General features: G+C 65.2%; 16 protein-coding genes, 1 tRNA gene and 1 pseudogene. 10 read left to right on the top strand and 8 right to left on the bottom strand.

Annotation, left to right across the window (positions count from 1 at the left end):
- Positions 1-62: 62 nt before the first annotated feature.
- Positions 63-1,786: pseudogene (locus MJ122_RS24215) on the bottom strand (DEAD/DEAH box helicase).
- A 303-nt stretch (positions 1,787-2,089) separates the two neighbouring features.
- Between MJ122_RS24215 and MJ122_RS24210 the strand changes: the two are divergent.
- The 3 genes from MJ122_RS24210 (at position 2,090) to MJ122_RS24200 (ending at position 6,484) form a co-directional block, all read left to right on the top strand.
- Positions 2,090-2,881, top strand: coding sequence for a crotonase/enoyl-CoA hydratase family protein (locus MJ122_RS24210; protein WP_088416994.1), 792 nt, complete (start codon positions 2,090-2,092; stop codon positions 2,879-2,881).
- Positions 2,882-3,139: 258 nt separating this feature from the next.
- The gene (locus tag MJ122_RS24205; RefSeq protein ID WP_275590809.1) at positions 3,140-4,732 is read left to right on the top strand and encodes a collagen-like triple helix repeat-containing protein; all 1,593 of its coding nucleotides are present in this window, start codon (positions 3,140-3,142) and stop codon (positions 4,730-4,732) included.
- Between the two features lie 84 nt (positions 4,733-4,816).
- Positions 4,817-6,484: a POTRA domain-containing protein gene (locus MJ122_RS24200; RefSeq protein WP_088416992.1), complete on the top strand. Its 1,668-nt coding sequence runs from the start codon at positions 4,817-4,819 to the stop codon at positions 6,482-6,484.
- Between the two features lie 19 nt (positions 6,485-6,503).
- Here the strand turns inward: MJ122_RS24200 and MJ122_RS24195 are convergent, their stop codons facing one another.
- Complete coding sequence (locus MJ122_RS24195) at positions 6,504-7,265, bottom strand: spermidine synthase (protein ID WP_088416991.1); 762 nt, start codon at positions 7,263-7,265, stop codon at positions 6,504-6,506.
- 401 nt (positions 7,266-7,666) lie between these two features.
- Here MJ122_RS24195 and MJ122_RS24190 point away from each other — a divergent pair, with 401 nt between their 5' ends.
- Together MJ122_RS24190 and MJ122_RS24185 are read left to right on the top strand one after the other, a co-directional pair.
- Positions 7,667-9,013, top strand: a complete 1,347-nt coding sequence (locus MJ122_RS24190; RefSeq protein WP_088416990.1) for a 3-deoxy-7-phosphoheptulonate synthase class II — start codon at positions 7,667-7,669, stop codon at positions 9,011-9,013.
- 129 nt (positions 9,014-9,142) lie between these two features.
- Positions 9,143-9,904 (top strand): M48 family metalloprotease, encoded by a 762-nt coding sequence (locus MJ122_RS24185; protein WP_088416989.1) that lies wholly within the window; start codon positions 9,143-9,145, stop codon positions 9,902-9,904.
- 34 nt (positions 9,905-9,938) lie between these two features.
- Here MJ122_RS24185 and MJ122_RS24180 read toward each other — a convergent pair whose 3' ends face one another.
- The 3 genes from MJ122_RS24180 to MJ122_RS24170 form a co-directional block, all read right to left on the bottom strand.
- Complete coding sequence (locus MJ122_RS24180; protein WP_239746294.1) at positions 9,939-11,159, bottom strand: winged helix-turn-helix domain-containing protein; 1,221 nt, start codon at positions 11,157-11,159, stop codon at positions 9,939-9,941.
- 60 nt (positions 11,160-11,219) lie between these two features.
- Positions 11,220-11,690, bottom strand: coding sequence for a DUF3291 domain-containing protein (locus tag MJ122_RS24175; RefSeq protein ID WP_239746293.1), 471 nt, complete (start codon positions 11,688-11,690; stop codon positions 11,220-11,222).
- 75 nt (positions 11,691-11,765) lie between these two features.
- Positions 11,766-12,011 carry a DUF1127 domain-containing protein gene (locus tag MJ122_RS24170; protein WP_172419190.1) on the bottom strand — a complete coding sequence of 82 codons (246 nt, stop codon included), beginning with the start codon at positions 12,009-12,011 and terminating at the stop codon, positions 11,766-11,768.
- 97 nt (positions 12,012-12,108) lie between these two features.
- On the opposite strand from MJ122_RS24170, the gene MJ122_RS24165 reads away from it, so the two are divergent.
- Positions 12,109-12,960, top strand: a complete 852-nt coding sequence (locus MJ122_RS24165) for a LysR family transcriptional regulator (protein WP_088416985.1) — start codon at positions 12,109-12,111, stop codon at positions 12,958-12,960.
- A 6-nt stretch (positions 12,961-12,966) separates the two neighbouring features.
- On the opposite strand, the gene MJ122_RS24160 is transcribed toward MJ122_RS24165, so the two are convergent.
- The gene (locus MJ122_RS24160; protein WP_239746292.1) at positions 12,967-13,713 is read right to left on the bottom strand and encodes a sulfite exporter TauE/SafE family protein; all 747 of its coding nucleotides are present in this window, start codon (positions 13,711-13,713) and stop codon (positions 12,967-12,969) included.
- Positions 13,714-13,818: 105 nt separating this feature from the next.
- Between MJ122_RS24160 and MJ122_RS24155 the strand changes: the two genes are divergently transcribed.
- The 3 genes from MJ122_RS24155 (at position 13,819) to MJ122_RS24145 (ending at position 15,888) form a co-directional block, all read left to right on the top strand.
- Complete coding sequence (locus MJ122_RS24155; protein WP_239746291.1) at positions 13,819-14,775, top strand: LysR family transcriptional regulator; 957 nt, start codon at positions 13,819-13,821, stop codon at positions 14,773-14,775.
- A 63-nt stretch (positions 14,776-14,838) separates the two neighbouring features.
- Positions 14,839-15,288, top strand: coding sequence for a MarR family transcriptional regulator (locus tag MJ122_RS24150; protein ID WP_239746290.1), 450 nt, complete (start codon positions 14,839-14,841; stop codon positions 15,286-15,288).
- Between the two features lie 171 nt (positions 15,289-15,459).
- Positions 15,460-15,888, top strand: coding sequence for an organic hydroperoxide resistance protein (locus MJ122_RS24145; protein WP_017517000.1), 429 nt, complete (start codon positions 15,460-15,462; stop codon positions 15,886-15,888).
- A gap of 78 nt (positions 15,889-15,966) precedes the next feature.
- On the opposite strand, the gene efp is transcribed toward MJ122_RS24145, so the two are convergent.
- Both efp and earP read right to left on the bottom strand, forming a co-directional pair.
- Positions 15,967-16,533 carry an elongation factor P gene (gene efp / locus MJ122_RS24140; protein WP_017517001.1) on the bottom strand — a complete coding sequence of 189 codons (567 nt, stop codon included), beginning with the start codon at positions 16,531-16,533 and terminating at the stop codon, positions 15,967-15,969.
- A gap of 42 nt (positions 16,534-16,575) precedes the next feature.
- Positions 16,576-17,703 (bottom strand): elongation factor P maturation arginine rhamnosyltransferase EarP, encoded by a 1,128-nt coding sequence (gene earP, locus MJ122_RS24135; protein ID WP_239746289.1) that lies wholly within the window; start codon positions 17,701-17,703, stop codon positions 16,576-16,578.
- A 161-nt stretch (positions 17,704-17,864) separates the two neighbouring features.
- On the opposite strand from earP, the gene MJ122_RS24130 reads away from it, so the two are divergent.
- Positions 17,865-17,954: transfer RNA gene (locus tag MJ122_RS24130), tRNA-Ser, on the top strand.
- Positions 17,955-18,363: the final 409 nt, after the last annotated feature.

Genomic DNA, 18,363 nt, shown 5'->3' with positions numbered 1-18,363 from the left:
CACTCCGGAAACGAAAAAGCCCCGCCAATGGCGGGGCTTTTTCATGCGCGGGGACTGACGAATCAGTCTTCGCGGTAACGACGCAGGCGCAGAGCCTTGCCGGCGACGCGGGTGTCCTTGAGCTTGGTCAGCAGACGCTCGAGGTTCTCTTCCGGCAGCTCGATCAGGCTGAAGGTCTCGCGGATCTGGATGCGGCCGATAGCCTCGCGGGACAGGCCACCTTCGTTCAGGATGGCGCCCAGCAGGTTTTTCGCCTGTACGCCGTCACGGGCACCCAGGGCGGTGCGGCAACGGGCCTTGCCTTCCGACGGAGCGGCCATCGGACGACGCTCGCCGCTGCGCTCCGGACGATCACCGCGCTCGGGACGATCGCCACGTTCGTAACGGTCGCTGCGCTCACGCGGCGCGGCCGGGGTCAGCGGCTGTTCGCGGCGAACCGATTCCAGGTCCAGCGCCTTGCCTTCGGTGAGCTTGGCCAGCAGCACGGCGGCCAGGGTGTCCATATCGGTACCCAGGCGACGGCACAGCTCGTCACGCACGGCGCCACGGCTGGCAACGGCGTTGGCCAGCAGCGGTTGCAGGCCGGTAGCCAGACGGTTCAGACGCGCTTCGAGCACGGTCTCGGCGTCCGGCAGGCGAACTTCGCCGACCTTCTGACCGGTCACACGCTCGATCACCTGCAGCATGCGGCGCTCGCGCGGAGTCACCAGCAGCAGGGCGCGGCCTTCACGGCCGGCACGACCGGTACGGCCGATACGGTGTACGTAGGATTCCGGGTCGTAGGGCATGTCCACGTTCAGGACGTGGGTGATGCGCGCCACGTCCAGGCCGCGAGCGGCGACGTCGGTGGCAATGACGATGTCCAGCGAGCCGTCCTTCAGGGACTCGATCACGCGCTCACGCTGGGCCTGCGGCATGTCGCCGTTCAGCGCGGCGGCGCGGTAGCCCTGACGCTCGAGCAACTCGGCGATGTCCAGGGTGGCCTGCTTGGTGCGGACGAAGCCAATCAGCGCGTCGAACTGCTCGACTTCCAGCAGGCGCAGGATCGAGGCCGGCTTCTGGTCGGCGTGGACCATCAGGTGCACCTGCTCGATGCGGGCGACCGTCTGGGTCTTGGCAGCGATACGGACGTGCTTGGGCTCTTTCAGATGGCGCTCGGCGATGCTGCGGATCGAAGCCGGCAGGGTCGCGGAGAACAGTACGCTCTGGCGGCTGGACGGCATGGCTTCGAAGATCACTTCGAGGTCATCCATGAAGCCGAGCTTGAGCATCTCGTCCGCTTCGTCGAGGACCAGGCGCTCGACGGTGGAGAGCAGGTTGGCATCGCGACGCAGGTGGTCGCACAAACGGCCCGGGGTCGCGACCAGCACCTGGGCGCCCTGGCGCAGAGCCTTCAGCTGCGGGCCCATGGGCGCGCCACCGTAGACGGCAACGACACCAACGCCCGGCATCTGCTTGGAATAGGTTTCGCAAGCGGTAGCTACCTGCAGGGCCAGCTCGCGGGTGGGTACCAGAACCAGCACCTGTGGAACGCGGCGCGCCGGATCGATCTTCGACAGCAGCGGCAGCGCGAAGGCGGCGGTCTTGCCAGTGCCGGTCTGGGCCTGGCCGATCATGTCGTGGCCTTCGAGGATCACCGGGATCGACTGGGCCTGGATCGGCGACGGCTCTTCATAACCGACAGCGGCAATGGCAGCGAGAATACTGGGGTGAAGACCGAGCGCGGCGAAGCCGGCGGTTTCCTGGGTCATGGGTTTTGCCTCTAAATGTATCCGCAAAGACCCAAGAGCCGAGCTGCGCATGCCCTGTACGACGATGAAGTCACCCAGGCAGCTGGAAGCGGGGATTTGCGAAATGAAGATTGGAAGAATGCGTCAAGGAAGTCCGCACTGCGGACACATAGACCGAGCCGGGAGGCTACGGAAAAATGCGGGATCCGAAACGAGGCCAGCGTTTGGCCGGCGCGTATCATACCGGAAATTCCTGACCGATGTGTTTCTTTTCGGAACAAGACCGGCGAACGGTCATGGCGTGGACAATGCCGGTCTCGCCGGCTATACCCTGCAAGCCACCTGACCGGAGCCCTCCGATGACCGCCAGCCGCGAACCGCGCATCACTGTCGAACGCCTTGATCACGTCCTGCTGCTCGGCCTGAACCGGGTGGACAAGCGCAACGCCTTCGATCTGGAGATGCTCACCCAACTGGTGCTGGCCTTCGGCGAATACGAGCGCGACGACGACCTGCGCTGCGCCCTGGTATTCGCCCATGGCGAACACTTCACCGCCGGCCTGGACCTGGCCAATATCGGCGAGACCTTCCGCAACGGCTGGAGCATGCCCGATGGCTCTGCCGATCCCTGGGGCACCTTCGGCGGCCGACGCCTGACCAAGCCGCTGCTGGTGGCCGCGCAAGGCTACTGCTTCACCCTGGGCATCGAACTGATGCTCGCCGCCGATATCAACCTGTGTGCCAGCAACGCGCGCTTTGCCCAGCTCGAAGTGCAGCGCGGCATCTTCCCCTTTGGCGGCGCCACCCTGCGCATGCACCAGGTGGCGGGCTGGGGCAACGCGATGCGCTGGCTCCTCACCGGGGACCCATTCGATGCCCACGAGGCCTACCGTATCGGCCTGGTGCAGGAAGTCACTGCGCCGGAAGAGCTGATGCCTCGCGCGCTCTGGCTGGCACAGCGGGTCGCCGCCCAGGCGCCGCTGGGTATCCGTGCCACCCTCGCCTCGGCGCGCCGCAGCCTCGATGAAGGCGAGGAAGCGGCGGCCAGGCTGCTGCCGGCGATGGCCAGCGAACTGCTGTCCACCGAGGATGCGCAAGAGGGTTTGCTCGCCATGCTCGAGCGCCGCGAAGGACGATTCCAGGGCAAATGAAACACTGCGCAGAACGGCAAACGGAACCATCGTGCGAAAAGCGCTATATCCAAGGTATTAAAAATGCTGGCAAAACGACCTTAATTCTTTAGTTTTTCCTTATAAATCATATAGTTGAATTTAACAAAACGACTATATACAAGTTCCAATTACGCGCCAGGAAACAAACCTCTAGAACTGACTCCAGAGCAGCTCAGCGACTCGCCGGAATACCGACCGGGCAGCCCGCTGACTGACGTTCTCATGGAGGAATTTCTTATGTCTGGCCCGATCCGCGTTTTCGCTCTTTCCCTTCTCGTCGTCGCACTGTCGCTGCAAGGCTGCAGCAGTCACGGCGGCAGCAGTCACCACCGCGCTTCCGACAGCACCACCGACGACGGCTCCGGCTCCGGTGGCGACGGCAGCGGTGGAAGCGGCGGTACTGGTGGCGATGGTTCCGGCGGTGGCACAGGCGGCACCGACGGCACCGGAGGCATTGGCGGCACAGGGGGAACCGGCGGCACGGACGGCACCGGCGGCACCGGCGGCACCGGTGGGACTGGCGGAACCGGTGGCACAGGCGGCACAGGTGGCACAGGTGGCACAGGCGGTGGCGACAATGGCGGTGGAGACGGCGGCGGCACCACTACTCCGCCGCCCGCCAGCACGACCGGCAACATACTGACCAATACTGGCGAAGCAGTCTCCAATGTCGGCGATACGGTGGGCACCGTGGGCGCAGTGGTGAAAACAATCGATCTGCCGGTGCTGGGCGACGGCGTTACGCAGAACGCCGGCACCCTGATCCAGGAAGTTGGCGCTGGCGTGGACAGCGTCGGCACTGGCGTCACCGATGGACTCGGTCAACTGGGCAACAACCCCAACGCCCTTGGCACTACCGTCGCCGGCGCCACCGGCCTGGTCAGCCACACCGGCGGCGCAGTGAGCAGCCTGGGCGACACCGTGGCCTCCATCGGCGATGCGCCGGTACTGGCCAACACTCCGCTCAACAGCCTGACCGGCCAGGTCGGCGGCCTGGTCGATGGCGCCGGCAGCAAGATCACCATGCTCGGCGATTCTCTCACCGGCGCGGTCACGACCGGCCCGCTGAGCCAACTGACCACCCAGCTCAGCGGCACCACCGCGGGCCTGGTCGGCAAGGTCGAAGGCACCACCCGGAGCATCGGCTCCGTCACCGGCCTGGGGACTCCGGTGAACAACCTGTTGACCACCGTCGGCGGCGTTGTGACCCAGACAGGCAACCAGGTGGCCAGCCAGAATCCGGCGCTGGCACCGGTCGGCGGAATCGTCAGCAATACGGGTCAGGCAGTCAGCGCCACCGGCGGCTTGGTCAATGGCAGCAATCCGGGCGGTGGGCTGCTCGGCAACGTCACAGGCGCCCTGGGCGGCGCTACCGGCGGCAGTAATCCCGTGGGCGGAGTGGTCAGCGGCGTGACCGGCGCTGTGGGCGGCATCACCGGTTCCCTGGGCGGTGCCACCGGCGGCAGCAACCCGGTGGGCGGCCTGGTCGGCGGCGTGACTGGCGCGGTGGGCGGCATAACGGGTTCCCTGGGCGGCGCCACTGGCGGCAGCAATCCGGTGGGTGGACTGGTCAACGGCGTGGCCGGCACCCTTGGCGGCGTGACCAGCAGCCTCACTGGTGGCGGTGGCCTGGTTGCCGGGGCAGGCGTGGGCGTGGGCAGCAGCACCCAGGGTTCGGGCGTGGCAGTCGGTGCCGGCGCCGGTACGACTGGCGGGACCAGCGGTCAGGGAGGCCTGCTGGGCAATACGCTGGGCGCCGTGGGTGGCGCGCTGGGTGGTGTGACCGGCGGACTGGGTGGTGGATTGGCGATCGGTACGCCCAAGCAATAATCCGAATTACACCCATACTGTGGTTACCAGGGGCCGCCCACGGCTCCTGGTCCTTTATCGAAGTCGGTCTCATGGAGGAGCCAGATGCGCAAACTTGCTGTCCTGCCCCTGTTGTTGGCTGCACCTTTCGCCTGGGCCGAGCGCCCGATCCAGCTTCCCGGCTCCGATATCGAACAGACCCTGCCCCGCCCCAACCTGCCTGGCGGCGACATCCGTCCCAGCGCCCCCAAGGTTACCACCCCCGATCCCTCCGCTGCCCAGCCCGTGCAGATCCTCCAGCAGCGCATCCGCATCAAGCGCATCGAGCTCGCCGGCGGCAAGCACTACCCCGTCGAGACCTGGAAACCCCTGCTGGAGCCCCTGACCCGGCGCACCATCCAGGTCAGCGAACTGGTCGCAGCCGCCAAGGCCATCACCCAGCGCTACCAGGACGATGGCTACTTCATCTCCTTCGCCTACGTGCCCAACCAGGACTTCCGCAGCGGCGTCGCGCGGATCGTGCTGGTCGAGGGGCACATCAGCCAGGTCCGCGCCGGCGGCGACCTGGGTGTGCACCAGATGCGCGTGGATCGCTGGATCGAGAAGCTGAAAGCGGAAAAACCCCTGACCCGCGAGAGCTTCGAGCGCTTCAGCGTGCTGATGAGCCGGGTTCCCGGCATGCAGATGGGCATGGTGCTCAACCCGCCCACCACCAGCGACGGCGGCGCCGTACTGGAACTGGCCGGCAAGCAGAAGCGCTTCGACACCGGGATGAACCTTGACTCGCGTCGTGGCGAGCAGCGCGGCCTGTTCAACGCCGAAGTGATGTCGATGTTCGGCTGGGGCGAGCAACTGCAGTTCAGTTACCTCTACCCGCCAGGCGATGACCACGAGTACTACCGCGCCTGGAACTACAGCCAACTGCTGGGCGACAACGGCCTGCAGCTGCTGGCCGGCTACAGCAAGTACAACTCGCGCCCCGGCGAGAACCTGCGCCTGGCCAGCGGCCTGGAGTTCGAGCGCAAGCGGCAGAACGAGCGGGTCAGCGCCGGCCTGGGCATCCCGCTGGTGCTTCGTCGCGACCTGACCTGGGACCTCAACCTGCGTGGCTACACGGTCAACGACACCAGCACCTACGACCTGGTCTACCCGGCCATCCCCTTCCGCATCGAACAGAAGAGCAAGCTGCGCGTGGTGGGGATCGAAACCGTCGTCCAGCAGTTCGCCAAGAAACGCGTGCGCGCCGGCAGCGTGGCGGTTTACCAGGGGCTCAACGGCATGGGCGCGGAAGCGCCGGAGCCGATCAAGAAGAACTTCACCCGCCTGCTCGGCTATGGCGCGCAACAGGACCAGTTCGGCTCCAACTGGCAGGGCGTGGTGACCGCTGCCTTCCAGTGGAGCGATGACGTGCTGCCCGACTCCGAGCAGGTCACCTATGGCGGTGGCAACTTCGGCCGCGGCTATCCGGACGACCAGGCCAGCGGCGACAAGGGCTGGGGAGCCTCCTACGAGGTGAACTACTCCTTCCTGCGGCAGAGCGTGGTGCTCAACCAGATCCAGCCGTACTTCGTCGTCGACACCGCCCGCACCCGCTACAACCAGGACGGCCTGAGCGAAGGCAAGCTCGGCTCGGCGGCACTGGGCGTGCGTTTTTCCAACCGCAAGCACTACCTGGTGTCGATGGAAGTCGCCAAGCCTTTCGGCGACCGCGCACTGGACAACAACGAACGCAGCCCGCGGCTGAACTTCGCCTTCAGCTATCAGATCCCCTGAGGGGTTGCCCTACATCGAGTCACTGCGCCGGGCGCAGTGACTCGATGTAGGTGCGCAACGAGTAGCCCAGCGTGGGCTCGAGCTGGCCGACGCGTTTCTTCAGGCCGCGCAGGTTCAGCTCCTGGTCCAGCTCCGCGGGCACGAAGACGATCACATTGCCCTCGGGCACCGGGCATTCCCAGTAATGCCGATGGAAGCGTCCGCGCAGCAACGCGGCGCCCAGCGGGCGGCCATCGTCGGTGCTCCACTGATTGATCACCAGCCAGCCGCCGGGACGCAGGCGCTCGCGGCAGGTACCGAGGAAATCCCAGGCGATATGCGCCGGCGCGGGCCCCGTGTCGGTGTAGAGATCGAGGAAAATCAGGTCCGCCGGCTCGCACTCGGCCAGCTCCTGTACCGCGTCGCCGATGCGCAGGTCCAGGCGCTCGTCCTCCACCAACCCCAGGTACTCGCGGGCCAGGCGCGGGATGGACGGGCGCAGCTCGATCGCTTCCACCTCATCCAGTGGCAGGTACTTCAGGCAGGCCTGGGTCAGGCTGCCCGCGCCGAAGCCGAGGAACAACGCACGGCGCGGGCGCGGATGGCACAGCGCGCCGACCAGCATGGCGCGCGAGTAGTCGTACTCCAGCCAGCTCGGATCGCCCATCAGCACGCAGCTCTGCTCGACCTCGTCGCCGAACTCCAGGTAGCGGAAGGCGCCGCTCTCCACGACACGGATCACGCCGAATTCATCGCGCTCCTCGACGATGAGCAATTCTTCGCTCAGCAGCTCCTCGCTCATGTCCGGCTCCGGGCAAAATCGGCCGTGACAATGCGGTCCGCCGGGAGCGGCGAACGGCACGGTTTGCCATTGAAATACAGGGGCTCGCGCACGCAATAATCCTTCGAATCAAGACGGCCAGCCACGACCGCCACCTCGGCAAGGCCGCAAGAATAACAGCCCAAGAGGCACAACCCAGCATGCGCCAGCGCAACGCCCGTCCTGCCTTAGTCGAACGACACCTTCCCCCGTGCAGATTTCAGCTTCAGCACGCACCCGCGTGCTGCGCGGGCGGCTGATCGCCTTTCAGCGTTCCCCTGGACAAGGATGTCCCCCCTTTTTCTCGCGCGCCGCCACGCGCGGGGCAAAAGCCGAGCTGATACCATGGGCGGATACCGTCCACAGCCGCGAAGACCCCGCCGATGAGCCTGCCCTGGAGCCCCGATAGCTGGAGAAGCAAGCCGATCCAGCAACAGCCCGCCTACCCCGACGCCCACCGCGTGAGCGAAGTCGAGCGCACCCTGGCCAGCTTCCCGCCGCTGGTCTTCGCCGGCGAGGCACGCGAACTGCGCCGGCAGTTTGCCGAGGTCACGGCCGGCCGTGCCTTCCTGCTGCAGGGCGGCGACTGCGCCGAAAGCTTCGCCGAGTTCTCCGCGGCAAAGATCCGCGACACCTTCAAGGTGCTGCTGCAGATGGCGGTGGTGATGACCTTCGCCGCGGGCTGCCCGGTGGTCAAGGTCGGGCGCATGGCCGGGCAGTTCGCCAAGCCGCGCTCCTCCGGCGATGAAACCATCGGCGGCGTGACCCTGCCCGCCTACCGCGGCGACATCGTCAACGGCATCGGCTTCGACGAGAAGAGCCGCGTACCGGACCCGGAACGCCTGCTGCAGGCCTACCACCAGTCCACCGCGTCGCTGAACCTGCTGCGCGCCTTCGCCGGCGGCGGTTTCGCCGACCTGCACCAGGTACACCAGTGGAACCTCGACTTCATCGCCAACTCGGCGCTATCCGAACGCTACCAGCAACTGGCTGACCGCATCGACGAGACCCTCGCCTTCATGCGCGCCTGTGGCCTGGACACCGCGCCGCAGCTGCGCGAAACCAGCTTCTTCACCGCCCACGAAGCGCTGCTGCTGAACTACGAGGAAGCCTTCATCCGCCGCGACAGCCTGACCGGCGACTGGTACGACTGCTCGGCGCACATGCTGTGGATCGGCGACCGCACCCGCCAGCTCGATGGCGCCCATGTGGAAATGCTGCGCGGCGTGGGCAACCCCATCGGCGTGAAGGTCGGCCCGAGCATGGACAGCGAGGAGCTGATCCGCCTGATCGACATCCTCAACCCGGACAACGACCCCGGCCGCCTCAACCTCATCGTGCGCATGGGCGCGGACAAGGTCGGCGACGGCCTGCCGCGCCTGATCCAGACCGTCCAGCGCGAGGGCAGGCAGGTGCTGTGGAGTTCCGACCCCATGCACGGCAACACCATCAAGGCCTCCAGCGGCTACAAGACCCGCGACTTCGCGCGCATCCTCGCCGAGGTCCGGCAGTTCTTCGAGGTGCACCAGGCCGAGGGCAGCTACGCCGGTGGCATCCACATCGAGATGACCGGGCAGAACGTCACCGAGTGCATCGGCGGTGCGCGCCCGATCACCGAAGATGGCCTGAGCGACCGCTACCACACCCATTGCGACCCGCGCCTGAACGCGGACCAGTCGCTGGAGCTGGCCTTCCTGATCGCGGAAACCCTGAAGCAGGTGCGCCGCTGAATCCGACACGAGTCTCACAGCCATCCTAAAACCACTTCCTGCAATTGACGGTAACGGGGCGCCTGCCTAGAGTGGCGCCCCGCGCGGCAGCCGCCGCGCCATGGAAATCGTCAACCAAGGAAGATTCCGATGCTACTGCACCGTTCCCTGCTCGCCCTCGTCGTCAGCGCCGCCGCAGCCCTCTCCGGCTGCCAGAACATGAACACCGACAGCCTCATGCAATCGGGCATGATGGCCATGAAGGCCGCCACCCTGAGCGACGCCGAGATCAAGCAAGTCGCCGACGAAGCCTGTGCCAAGCAGGACGCCGAAGCACAGATCGCCCCGGCCAACAGCCCCTACACCCAGCGCCTGGACAAGATCGCCGCCGCCCTGGGCAACCCGCTCACCGGCACCGCGGTCAACTACAAGGTCTACCTCACCGACGACATCAACGCCTTCGCCATGGCCAACGGCTGCGTGCGCGTTTACTCCGGCCTGATGGACCTGATGAACGACAACGAAGTGGAAGGCGTGCTCGGCCACGAGATCGGCCACGTCGCCCTGGGCCACATCAAGAAGGCCACCCAGACCGCCTACGCAGCCGCCGCCGCACGCAACGCCGCCGCCGCCTCGGGCAATGCCACCGTGGCAGCGCTGTCGCAGTCGCAGCTGGGCGAGATCGGCGAAGCGCTGGTCAACGCGCAGTTCTCCCAGTCCCAGGAATCAGCCGCCGACGACTACTCCTTCGACTTGCTGAAAAAGCGCGGCATCCCGCTGGAAGGCCTGGCCACCGCCTTCGACAAGCTGGCCAAGCTGAGCGGCGGCCAGGAGAGCAGCATGTTCGACTCGCACCCCGGCTCGCAGCAGCGCGCGGACCACATCCGTCAGCGCATCGCCAGCGGCAAGTGATCCCAGGCGGGCCTCTTCGGAGGCCCGTTCGTTTTCAGGCCTGCGCCAGCAGTCCTTGCAGGCGGTCGCCGGATGGCCGCCGGCAGTTCACCACCACCCGCTCCAGCCCGAGCCAGTTCGCCATCTCCCCCAGTTGCTGCGCCAGCGCGGCATGCCCCTCCTCGCCCAGCCCCCTTTCCTCCTCGTGGACGGCATGCACCACCAGCTTTGCGGCGGCGCGGTCAGAACGCAGATCGACCCGCGCGGCGAGATGCTCGTCAAACAGGAACGGCAGCACGTAGTAGCCGTACACGCGCTTGTGCTGCGGCGTATAGATTTCCAGACGGTAGCGGAAGTCGAACAGCCGCTCGGTGCGGGCGCGCTCCCAGACCAGCGAATCGAAAGGCGAGAGCAAGGCACTGGCGCGTACCTTGCGCGGGATCACCGGGTCCGCCAGGCAGTAGGCCGGCGCCTGCCAGCCCTGGACCTGCACCGGCAACAGCTCGCCCGCCTCCACCAGCTCGACCAGCCGCGCCTTGCTGTCGGCAGGGTCGAGACGGAAGTAATCGCGCAGGTCCTTCTCGGTGGCCACACCCAGCGCCTGCGCCGAATGCAGCAGCAACTGGCGCTGCGCCTCGTCTTCCTCCAGTTCGGGCTGTTGCAGCAGATCGGAAGGCAAGACGCGTTCGGGCAAATCGTAAAGCCGCTCGAAGCCGCGCCGCCCGGCGACCGTCACTTCGCCCGCGGCGAACAGCCACTCCAGCGCGTGCTTCTCGTCGCTCCAGTCCCACCAGGGGCCGGCGCGTTCCTGGCGGGTGGTCAGGCTGCCGGCACCCAGCGCCCCCTGCTCGCGCACGGCATCCAGCACCCGCCGGATCACCGCTTGCTGCTCACGCCCGAAACGCGCCAGTTGTTGGTAGATCCCGCGCCCCTCGGCTGCGCGGCGCATGCGCCAGCGCATCAGCGGATAGAGGTCCAGCGGCAGCAGCGAAGCTTCATGCCCCCAGTATTCGAATAGCCGACGATGACGCCCGCCACTCCAGGCGGCCTCCTCCAGCAGCGTCGGCGAGTAGTTGCCCAGGCGCGAGAACAGCGGCAGGTAGTGCGAGCGCACCAGCGCGTTCACCGAGTCGATCTGCAGTACGCCCAGTCGTTCCAGCACACTGCGCACATGGCGACGCTGCACCTCGCCGCTGGGCTTGCGCAGCGTGAAGCCCTGGGCAGCCAGGGCGAGGCGGCGAGCCTGCTTGAGGGACAAGGATTCAACGGTCGGCATCGCGGACTCCACGGCGGGGCAAGCCCTAGAGCCTAACGCCAATTGCGCTGCCTCGCTGCATCAGGCGGGTTCGCCGAGCCGCTGGGGCATGGAGAAGGGCCGCGCGAAGGTGAAGACTTCTGCCGAGGGGCCTTCCAGCCGGAGACGCTCCAGGCGATCGCGGGCCAGCGTCACGTCCGGCAGCTCGCCTTCGGGCATCCACCAGAGCGCGAGGCTTGGCGCGGGCAGGCGCTCCATCCAGTCGCGCTTGCTGCGCAGCACCTGCAGGTGCTCCCCGCCATAGACGTAGTCCTTGAGCGACTCGACGGATTCCCAGACGGACAGGTTGACGATGATCAGCGGATCATCGAAGACGCGGATGGCGGTGGCATCGCCCTCCTCCGTCTGCAAACGCCAGACAAAGCCGGGGCTGCGCTCGGCAAGGGCGTTGATGTGATCGAGCTGGTCGACGAACCCCTTCATCAGGGGGTGATCCAGCGGGGCACGGGCCTTGGCGATGTTGAGCTGGGCGAGGTGGTAACGGGGGGACATGGGCATCCTTGTCATGACGTTGATCAGATTTGCAAAGGCGGGCGGCACGGCGGGAGTCCGTGCCGCCCGACGGGCTCAACGGCGGACATAGTCCGCCCAGAAGGGGCGCTCGACTTCCTGCTGGATATCGGCGCGGCTCAGGCCGATGTCCTTGAGCGCCTCATCGCTCATGGTCGCCAGCTCACGACGCTGGCGGGCCAGCTCATGCCAGTGCAGGACACGCTGGATGGCGCGCTTCCACAGCGGTACGGCCGCGGCTTTGTGATCAGAAGATTTGTGAACATGGTAGGACGCTGCTACGAAACCCAGTTGACCTTTCATCATGCTTCCCTCCCTGTGGGGTTGGATGCAGTTTCCCGCTCGCGCTAAGATCAATCCAACGAATCATTCTTATGCGACCCATCTCGGAGATTGATGAATGAGCAGCTTCCCCAGCATCGACAGCGAACTGCTGCGCACCTTCGTCGCCATCGCCGACCACGGTGGCTTTACCCGCGCCGCCGAGATGGTCAACCGCACACAGTCGGCGGTGAGCATGCAGATGAAACGCCTGGAGGAAGACGTGCTGGAGCGCAGCCTGTTCGAGCGCGACGGCCGCCAGGTGCGCCTGACGCCGGAAGGGCAGATCCTGCTGGGCTACGCGCGGCGCATCCTGCGATTGCAGGGCGAGGTGTTCAACACCTTCCGCCAGCCGCACATGGTCGGCTCGGTGAAGATCGGCACGCCGGACGACTACGTGATGCGCTTCCTGCCCAGCATCCTCTCGCGCTTCGCCGAGGCCTACCCGCTGGTGCAGGTCGAGGTGCATTGCGAGTCGTCCGCACAATTGCTGCTGCGCAACGACCTGGACCTGTCCATCGTCACCCGCGAGCCGGGCACCGAGATCGGCCAGCTGCTGCGGCAGGAAGATTTCGTCTGGATGGCCGCCGAGAGCTTCTGCCCGCAGGATCAGCGCCCCCTGCCATTGGCAATGTTCAACACCGCCTGCTTCTGCCGCGCCTGGGCCTGCAATGCCTTGGAGGCGATGGAGGTGGACTACCGCATCGCCTACAGCAGCCCGAGTCTGTCGGCGCTGTTCGCCGTGGCCAGCGCGGGCCTCGCGGTGACCGCGCAACTGCGCAGTCTGCTCACGGGCAACCTGCGCATCATCGGCGAGGACGAGGGCCTGCCGGTGCTGCCCAACGCCAGCATCGTCCTGCTGCGCGGACAGAAGATGACGCCGGTGACCGACAAGCTGGCCGAGTACATAGTCGAAGGCTTCCGCTCGTAAGGCGGCTCAGCGCACCGCCAGCAGCGCCGCACAGACGACCAGGAAAGCGCTGAAAGCCATGCGCAGTTGACGCTCGGGCAGCACATGGGCCAGGCGCACGCCCCAGGAGATGCTCACCAGCCCGCCCAGCGCCAGCGCGCAGCCCATGCGCCAGTCCACATGGCCGTGCACCGCGTAGGTCGCCAGCGCTACGCCTGTGCTGGGCGCCGCCAGTGCCAGCGCGAGGCCCTGGGCGACCACCTGAGTCAGGCCGAAGACGGACGTCAATACCGGCGTCGCCAGCACACCACCGCCCACGCCGAACAGCCCGCCCAGCGAACCCGCTCCCAGCCCCAGCACGCCCATCCACGGCAATCCGTAGCGCGGCGTGCTGCTGCCCTGGGGAACAGCTTGGAACAGGCGCACCAGCAGATATACCGCGAGCAGCACCAGGAAGACCACGAAAGCGGTGCGCATGCTGCGGGCATCCAGGTTCACCGCGATGCTGGAGGCAAAGAACGCGCAGACCAGACCGGTCAGCGCCAGCACGCCGGCCTGGATCAAATCGATGCGGTTGCGCTGGTGGTAACGCCAGATCGCCAGCAGCACGTTCGGCACCACCATCACCAGCGCGGTGCCCTGCGCCAGTTGCTGATCCAGCCCGAAGAGCACGCCCAGCGCCGGAATCGCCAGCAACCCGCCGCCGATACCGAACAGCCCACCCAGGCTGCCCAGCACGACGCCGAGCACAAATTCCAGGACCAGATCCCACATCACGCACCTCCACAACAATGCGCTCATGCTAGAAAAACCCGGCTGGATGGGAAACGCAAAGCGCAGCACAATGGCTTTGCATTTTGCGCACAGCGGTAAAAGCCCATGAACCCTACCGGCCTGGAAGACCAGCTCGACCTCTACCTGGACGTACTCGACAACGGGAGCTTCTCCGCCGCCGCCCGCCTGCGCCAGCTCACCCCTTCCGCCGTGGCGCGGCGCATGGACTCCCTGGAGGAAGGACTGGGCTCGACCTTGCTGATCCGCAGCACCCACAGCGTACGCGCCACCCCGGCGGGCCTGGCGTTTGCCGAGCGGGCGCGGCGGATCGTCATCGAGCTGCGCCAGGCCCGAGCGGAAGCGGTCTCCCTGAGCACCGCCCCGGAAGGCCTGATCCGCATCGACGCCCCCGTGCCCTTCGGTCGACGCCACCTGGCCCCGGCGCTGGCAGACTTTCTCACCGCCAATCCCGGCCTGGACGTGCAACTACGGCTGATCGACAGCTTCACCGACACCCGCGGGGAGAACCTCGGCCAGGTCGACCTGGTCCTGCGCATCGGCACCCTGCCCGACAGCCGGCTGGTCGCCACGCGCCTGGCACCCATGCGGCGGATCGTCTGCGCGAGCCCCGCCTACCTGCAGCAGCACGGCAGCCCGGCCTCACCGCTGGAGCTGCCGGAGCACATCGGCCTCGACTGGGAAGGTCTCGCGCCGCCGCTGGCCTGGCGCTTCCTGATCGACGGCAAGCTGCAACATCTGCGGCCGCGCCGGCTGCGCATGACCGCCAACAACGCCGAAACGCTGGTGGAAGGCGCGCTGCAAGGTATTGGCCTGGCCCACCTGCCCACCTGGCTGTGCAGCGAATACCTGATCAGCGGCCAGCTGCTGCCGTTGTTCTGCGAGAACGGCCTTCCTGAACCGGAGCCCGGGGTCATCCATGCATTGCGCCTGGAGCGCGGCACCCACCCGCGCAGCGAGCGCCTGCAGGCCTTCCTGCTGCAGCGTTTCGGCTTCCCGCCGCCGTGGGACGCCGCGCTGGCGGAAGTGCTGTTCAAGAATTAACCATCGCGCTAAATTAATGCGCAATCACCTCTTCGCTTCGAGCGCCCCGGCCAGGAGCACGCCATGACCCGGAAAGACCCGACCTGCGAAGCCCTCAAGCTGGATAACCAGCTGTGCTTCGCCCTCTATTCCACCTCCCTGCAAATGACCAAGGTCTACAAGCCGCTGCTGCAGGAGTTGGGGCTCACCTACCCGCAGTACATCGCCATGCTGGTGCTCTGGGAGGAAGACGGCATCACCGTGGGAGAAATCAGCTCACGCATGCTCACCGACCCCGGCTCCCTCACACCCCTGCTCAAGCGCCTGGAGGCCGAAGGCCTGATCACCCGCACCCGCAGCCAAGCCGACGAGCGCGTGGTGCAACTGCGCCTGACCGACAAGGGCCGTGAGCTGCGCCGACAGGCGGAGAGCATTCCGGCCTGCATCCTGGCCAGCAGCGGTCTAACGTTGGACAGTCTGAAGCAGCTCCAGGAGGAGCTCGTGGACCTGCGCGGTCATCTGCAAGCCCCGTAATCCGGGGCTTATGCCAAAGATGCAGGTTCCTTAGACAGAAATCTTCCAATAATTATCTTGCGCACTAAATTAAATAGAACTAACTTCCACCTCACGAACTGCTTAGCGCACAAGATATTAAGCAGCCAGACACCTCTTCCAGATATCCCAGACAGCGAATCGGAGACCACCATGCAAACCATCAAAGCCCTCTACACCGCCACTGCTACCGCCACCGGAGGCCGTGACGGCCGCGCCATCTCCTCGGACGGCATCCTCGACGTGAAACTCTCCACCCCGCGTGAACTGGGCGGTGCGGGCGGCGAAGCCACCAACCCGGAGCAGCTGTTCGCCGCCGGTTACTCGGCCTGCTTCATCGGCGCCATCAAGTTCGTCGCCAGCCAGAGCAAGAAACAGATCCCGGCGGACGCCTCCATCACCGGCAAGGTCGGCATCGGCCAGATCCCCGGCGGTTTCGGCCTGGAAGTGGAACTGAACATCAACCTGCCGGGCCTGGACCAGGCCGAGGCCGAAGATCTGGTCGCCAAGGCCCACCAGGTCTGCCCCTACTCCAACGCCACCCGCGGCAACATCGACGTGCGCCTGAACGTCAGCGTCTGATTCCAGCATCGACAAACTAGAACGCCAGAAACGAAAAAGCCCGGCATCAGCCGGGCTTTTTCGCATCTCGAATCAGGCTCAGGCCTTGACGCGGGACTTGTACTCACCAGTGCGGGTATCGATCTCGATGGAGTCACCGATTTCGCAGAAGGCGGAAACCTGGACTTCAGCACCGTTCTTCAGGCGGGCAGTCTTCATCACTTTACCGGAGGTGTCGCCACGGACAGCCGGCTCGGTGTAGACGATTTCGCGAACGATGGTGGTCGGCAGTTCAACGGAGATCACTTTCTCGTTGTAGAAGACGGCTTCGCAGACGTCGGTCATGCCGTCTTCGATGAAGGTCAGCACGCCTTCCAGATCGTCTTTCTCGATCTCGTACTGGTTGAACTCGGTGTCCATGAAGACATACAGCGGGTCCGCGAAGTAGGAGTAGGTCACTTCCTTGCGATCGAGGATGATCGGCTCCAGCTTGTCGTCGGCCTTGAACACGGTCTCGGTGCCGGCACCGGTCAGCAGGTTCTTCAGCTTCATCTTGACGACCGCGGAGTTACGGCCGGACTTGTTGAACTCGGCCTTCTGGATGACCCAGGGGGCGCCATTGATGTTGGCAACCTGGCCAGCGCGGAACTCTTGTGCGGTTTTCATACGATTATCCGATTGGATTGGAGACAAAAATCAGGGGCCATATCATAGCCAATTTGTATAAAAACGCACCAGCCCCGCGGCAAGATCGGTTTGTTCGCTCAGGCGCCGCTGCCAATTGCCAATCCACGCGCCCCACTCCGGCAGCCGTTTCTCCAACGTTCGCCAGGCATCGCCGACGTCACCCTGGCCATTCCACGCCATCCAGAACGACTGCAGTTCCTCCCGCAGCGCCTTGTCCATCCCCTCGCAGAACAAGGCCAGGAAAGCCTGCAGTTTCTCCAGATGAACGTCCTCGTCCTGCTGGTAGATGTGCCAGACGAACGGCCGCCCGGCCCATTGTGCGCGCACGAAGGAATCCTCGCCGCGCACCGCGTTGACATCGCAACTCCACAGCAGCGTGTCGTAGTCCTCCTGGCGCACGAAGGGCAGTACCTGCACGCGCAGTGCGCCCTTCCGGTACTGCTCCCCCACGCCCAGCGCCTGCCCCGCCCAACGCTCCACGTCGACAAGCACTCTGCCTTCTGGCACCAGCAGCAACGTGGCAGTGCAGCTTCCGGCCAGCGCATCCAGCCAGCCACCCAGCGCGACATTCTCATAAGCGAACAGGGAAATACGCCGCTCGCAGGGATGGGGGTGCACGCCGAGGCTTTCCAGGAAGCGCAGGCTGGCTGACGAATCGCCCTGGAAGGCATCGCGCCGGGCAATCAGGTTGTCCTCGCGCAATAACCCGCCCGTCGCGGAGGTGAAGCCCGGAAAATAGAAATACTTCTGCAGACCGCTGGCCTGCATCGACGGCAGACCGTGGCACGACTCTACCCACGACTCGGCACTGAGGTATTCCAGGTTCAGCCACAAGGAAGGCGTCGGGCGTTGACTCATCGCTTCTATATAGGCAGCCGGCATTTCGCAGGCGAAGGCCTCGATCACAACATCCGCCGCTGGCGTTTGCTGCCAGGGCCTGGGCCACAGCCGGACTTCCACCTCCGACTGCCGCTGCGACGCAGCCCGGCCATCGGCCGCCGGACAGATGCGTGCGAACGCCGCCAGGTCGTCGACCCACAGGCGGACCTGCTGACGATGTTCGCCGGCCAGTTGACGGGCCAACCGCCAGGTGACGCCGATGTCGCCATAGTTGTCGACTACGCTGCAGAAGATGTCCCAGCTGGCCATGCGCTTTTCCAGGTTTCAGAAGCCGCCAGTGTACCCGCGATCCGGACCAAGCTCCTTAAGCCGATGAATCCCTTGGAAAAAATTTTCAAAAAAGCATTGCCAAGGAGGAAACCTTTGAGTAAAGTGCGCGCCTCGACAGACACAGCGCTGTCGAGAAATCTGGTGAGGTGTCCGAGCGGTTGAAGGAGCACGCCTGGAAAGTGTGTATACGAGAAATCGTATCGAGGGTTCGAATCCCTCCCTCACCGCCAGATTCATGAAAAAGCCCGGCTAAGCAATTAGCCGGGCTTTTTCGTTTTCCCCTTCACACTTTCTTCACCTGTTGCGACCTATTTGCAAGTTGTCAGTTGGACAACTGCGCAAGGTGGATTAAACAGTTGATCGATCAGTGTCGACACTACTCCCAAAGCTTGGTTCCGAACACCGTGAACCCGCCCCAGCGCCCTGCTGACGCCCTTTGGTAACACTCCTTTGCCAGATTGGACAGTTTTTGCCCAAATCGGCCTCGCACAACTGCGAAGAGCGACCTAACATGAAAAAAAAGTGCCGTACTTGCGCTTGGTCAGTTTACTTACTACAAGTAATGGGTACTATGTAGTCCGGCTAATTTCCCAGTCATGGGAGATTGCTTTTAATGGAAATGTCCACCTTAAGGGGAAC

The sequence above is a fragment of the Pseudomonas sp. DP-17 genome (assembly GCF_022380625.1).
GTDB classification, from domain to species: Bacteria; Pseudomonadota; Gammaproteobacteria; order Pseudomonadales; family Pseudomonadaceae; genus Pseudomonas; species Pseudomonas nitroreducens_A.
The sequence above is the reverse complement of the archived record's forward strand: the minus strand, read 5'-3'. Positions and strand labels throughout refer to the sequence as shown.